This window comes from Vibrio sp. M250220, from assembly GCF_036533795.1.
Taxonomy (GTDB): domain Bacteria; phylum Pseudomonadota; class Gammaproteobacteria; order Enterobacterales; family Vibrionaceae; genus Vibrio.
In genome coordinates this window covers 1-3,204 of the sequence record NZ_JATABI010000100.1, presented here as the reverse complement: position 1 = coordinate 3,204, position 3,204 = coordinate 1, and the positions used below count along the sequence as shown (strand labels likewise).

Here is a 3,204-nt window from a genome sequence, read left to right as displayed (position 1 = left end):
GGAATCAATGAAGAAATCATACGCCGATATGTAAGACATCAAGAGAAGCAAGAGCGAGTAGAGCAGCACCAGTTGGCGTTGGATTAAACAAAGGCCCCCTTTTAGGGGGCTCACACAAAGCCACCTTCTTTAGAAGGTGGTAATTTACATCTGCGACTAACATCGCCCTACAAAGTAGCATTGGAATCCTGCCGGCTGGGAGTTCAATCGTACCCGAACCAGTGCTACACTCTGGCGAAATGAGTACCAACTAAAAAGGAAACATGATGAATCCGATTATTGCACTGCTAAAAGAAAGCAACATCAGCGACGCACAAATCAACGAGATTTTTCAGACTCTGACACAAAACCCTTTTGCTGCAATGGCATCTATCAGTCAATTGGGCTTACCTCAAGACAAACTTCAAATGCTGATGGCGCAAGTCATGCAAAACCCTGCGCTAATCAAAGAAGCGGTTGAAGAGTTGGGATTGGACTTCTCTAAAGTTGAAGAAGCGAAAGAGAAGCTTCAGAGCCAGAACCAGGCTAACTAAGCACTTGATACAAAAAGGCCGTTAAATCCGACTAAGGTGTTTAACGGCCTTTTGCTTTATCAGCGGTTTAATGCACTGAACTGCTCGGCTGTCATGCCATAATAGAGCTTGTCATCAAAACCGTGCTCAAGCTTATAGTAGTCTTTCTGACGTCCTTCCTGAACGAAGCCACACTTCTCAAGAGTTTTGTAAGAACCGACATTTTCCGCGTAACAATCTGCACTTACCTTATGTGCGTCCAGTTCGGTAAATCCTAGCTCAGTCATCATCTGACACTGGTTGATTGCGCTCATCGGCTGTACGACGTTAATCGAATGCTGAAGGATAAACAGACCCTCGGGACGAAAGGTGATACCAATACGTTTGATCGGTGGATTGTCATCGAGTAAGAGTAAGTGTTCACTAGCCGCTAGGAGATGACTGCCTTTGCCTGAAAGTAGAGTTTCCCTACTATCATAAGCGTAAGGTTGCTGCTGTGGAGTAAGCAGTAATCCACTCCGAGGAGCGAACGACAGACCAATTAAAGCAATATTCCCCGCACCTGGAGTCATTGAAATTGCGAACAGCATAAAAGCTGTCATTAACTGAGCACTCATTGCTCACTCCCATAAAGTCATTGTTGCGATATGAGATCCAGTCTACCTATCTCTACAGGAATAAAATTGCTATCTGGGTTATGGTAATCATTAAATTGAGAAAATTATTTCTATTTAGCCTATGAAAAAGAAAGAATCCACCAACTTTGAGTTAGACAGTACAGATTTTTCCATTCTTGAACGTATCCAGAAAGATGGCCGCATCAGCAACAGCAAGTTAGCGGAAGAAGTTAATCTGAGCGAAACGCCATGCTGGCGCCGCTGGAAGAAAATGGAACAAGAGGGCTACATCGAAGGTTATGCCGAAAGACTGAACCGCAAGAAGCTTGGCTTTCAGGTTTCGGGCTTTACTCTGGTGACTCTGGGCAGTCATGAAGTGGAAAATACTGACCCATTTGAGGACTATGTAGCGGAATCAGACTGGATCACCATGTGTCACTGTATAGCTGGCGGCGCAGATTACATCGTTCAGGTAGTCGCAAAAGACTTAGATGAATACTTTGATCGCATCAGCTCAATAAGACGGGTAAAAGGCGTGAGCGCGATTCAGTCCAATGTATCGGTTAAAGAGATTAAGAGTACTTTCCAGTTGCCGTTGAGTTAGAAGGGCAATCAGACTGATTTGAATCTTCTGGGTTGTAGATGTGAGTGTATCCGCACAAGTTAATAAGTCAGCATCCCGTAAAGAGACATTATAGTGATATGCAATAACTTCGGAATTGCCTTGCTCCCGCTTCACAAAGCGTCATATGCCGGTAACCAAAAAATCGATAGCGGCGATAATCTCGTTTCTAAATGCGCTTAGATCGTTGACTGGAGTCGTCAGAATTTTAATTGGTACACTAGCCATCTGTTGGGTAAGAATCACAAAGTCACCTTCATCAATATGAATCGTAGGACACAGGTGACTAGGGGCTTTTTTCTCAAGCAACTCAGCAGGAGTTAAGGGAATAACCAATCGAGTATTCAAAGAATCTAGTAACTCGCTTTGAACATCCACAAAATATGGGTAAATGCTAGCCGTGCGCTTTTCGTTGTTTTTATAAAGCGTAAATTGGGACATTAGAATACTCGGTATGAATCGGAAAATAGTCCATGTTTGACAGTTAAGTCATTACAAGCTTCAATCGCTTCGGCATTTTGCTTTAACCATTCAGCTTTCAATTGTTGCTTTACTTCTTTTTCCAACGCCTTTTCCATTGTCGCTGACAGGTTGATGTTTAGGCGTTTAGCTTCGGCGAGCAACTCGCTGTTTAGACTCAGGTTTGTAGCCTTTTTAGGTGCGTTTGTGCTATATGCATTTCTCATAAAGTAACCGTATGCGCATTATTAATACGCACTAAGTATAGATAGAAGCTAGGCATATAACAATCAACTATGGCTTCAAAATACATATTCTAATCTGTCTTTTACCGTCATCGAACAACCGCAGGATTGAGCTTCTACTGAAGATAAGACCCGGCTACATTTAATTCACCGATATCTACTTACCGAAAACTTGTCAGTCCATTCGGGTAATAAAGGTTTGCTCATCATCGACAAAAGCGACAAAGCCACCGTGATAGATAAACACCCGACCACATCCCTCAACTAGGCAGGCAAGCTGTGGGTTTAAATCTTCTTCGTTATCCTGACTTTGAAAAGTGCCGGTATCGGTGATGACTCCACTCAATGTTGGCAGGTAGCCATAAGCGCGTTTTGCTTGATCAATCAGGCTCAATTCGCTGGCGGTAGAGAAGCAAGAGGGGATCGCTCCAGCGTCTTCGATAAACATGGTTTTCAGTTCTTCAAAAGCGGTAATCACCAGCCAGTCGATGCCGTTAACATGATGGATAAACATAGAGTTTCTCGATAATTCTGATGCGCAGATTGTATCACTTTAAGAGCATCACAGGGGAAGGGCTGACTGTTTTATATTATGGTGTATGATGAGATGGTCACCTCTATCTCGGCATCGCAATGTGCCATGATTAACTTTTGACAGAATCAAGGATAAAGGTGACCAACATGAAATATAGGCTTATTAGTATCGATTTAGCAAAAAATGTGTTTCAGATTGCTGTATTCGACCGACA

The 3,204-nt window shown here is 43.0% G+C and carries 6 protein-coding genes and 1 pseudogene; 3 read left to right on the top strand and 4 right to left on the bottom strand.

All coding sequences use genetic code 11. The features are described 5' to 3' along the window. Nucleotides 1–87, top strand: a pseudogene (locus QTN94_RS19435) (IS200/IS605 family transposase); the annotation flags it as partial. A 179-nt stretch (nucleotides 88–266) separates the two neighbouring features. Further along, entirely contained in the window at nucleotides 267–533 is a 267-nt protein-coding gene (locus tag QTN94_RS19430) for a DUF2999 family protein (protein ID WP_331418745.1), read from the top strand. A gap of 59 nt (nucleotides 534–592) precedes the next feature. On the opposite strand, the gene QTN94_RS19425 is transcribed toward QTN94_RS19430, so the two are convergent. Next, nucleotides 593–1,129 carry a GNAT family N-acetyltransferase gene (locus QTN94_RS19425; RefSeq protein WP_331418743.1) on the bottom strand — a complete coding sequence of 179 codons (537 nt, stop codon included), beginning with the start codon at nucleotides 1,127–1,129 and terminating at the stop codon, nucleotides 593–595. Nucleotides 1,130–1,250: 121 nt separating this feature from the next. On the opposite strand from QTN94_RS19425, the gene QTN94_RS19420 reads away from it, so the two are divergent. Next, entirely contained in the window at nucleotides 1,251–1,733 is a 483-nt protein-coding gene (locus QTN94_RS19420) for an Lrp/AsnC family transcriptional regulator (RefSeq protein ID WP_331418742.1), read from the top strand. A 141-nt stretch (nucleotides 1,734–1,874) separates the two neighbouring features. Here QTN94_RS19420 and QTN94_RS19415 read toward each other — a convergent pair whose 3' ends face one another. The 3 genes from QTN94_RS19415 to QTN94_RS19405 all read right to left on the bottom strand — a co-directional run bounded on the left by QTN94_RS19415 (nucleotide 1,875) and on the right by QTN94_RS19405 (nucleotide 2,969). After that, complete coding sequence (locus QTN94_RS19415) at nucleotides 1,875–2,192, bottom strand: CcdB family protein (RefSeq protein ID WP_331418741.1); 318 nt, start codon at nucleotides 2,190–2,192, stop codon at nucleotides 1,875–1,877. Further along, on the bottom strand, nucleotides 2,192–2,437 hold the full coding sequence (locus QTN94_RS19410; protein ID WP_331418740.1) for a type II toxin-antitoxin system CcdA family antitoxin: 246 nt from the start codon (nucleotides 2,435–2,437) through the stop codon (nucleotides 2,192–2,194). Before QTN94_RS19410 ends, QTN94_RS19415 begins: the two co-directional genes overlap by 1 nt. Before the next feature lie 193 nt (nucleotides 2,438–2,630). Beyond that, nucleotides 2,631–2,969 carry a cytosolic protein gene (locus QTN94_RS19405; RefSeq protein ID WP_331428589.1) on the bottom strand — a complete coding sequence of 113 codons (339 nt, stop codon included), beginning with the start codon at nucleotides 2,967–2,969 and terminating at the stop codon, nucleotides 2,631–2,633. Nucleotides 2,970–3,204: the final 235 nt, after the last annotated feature.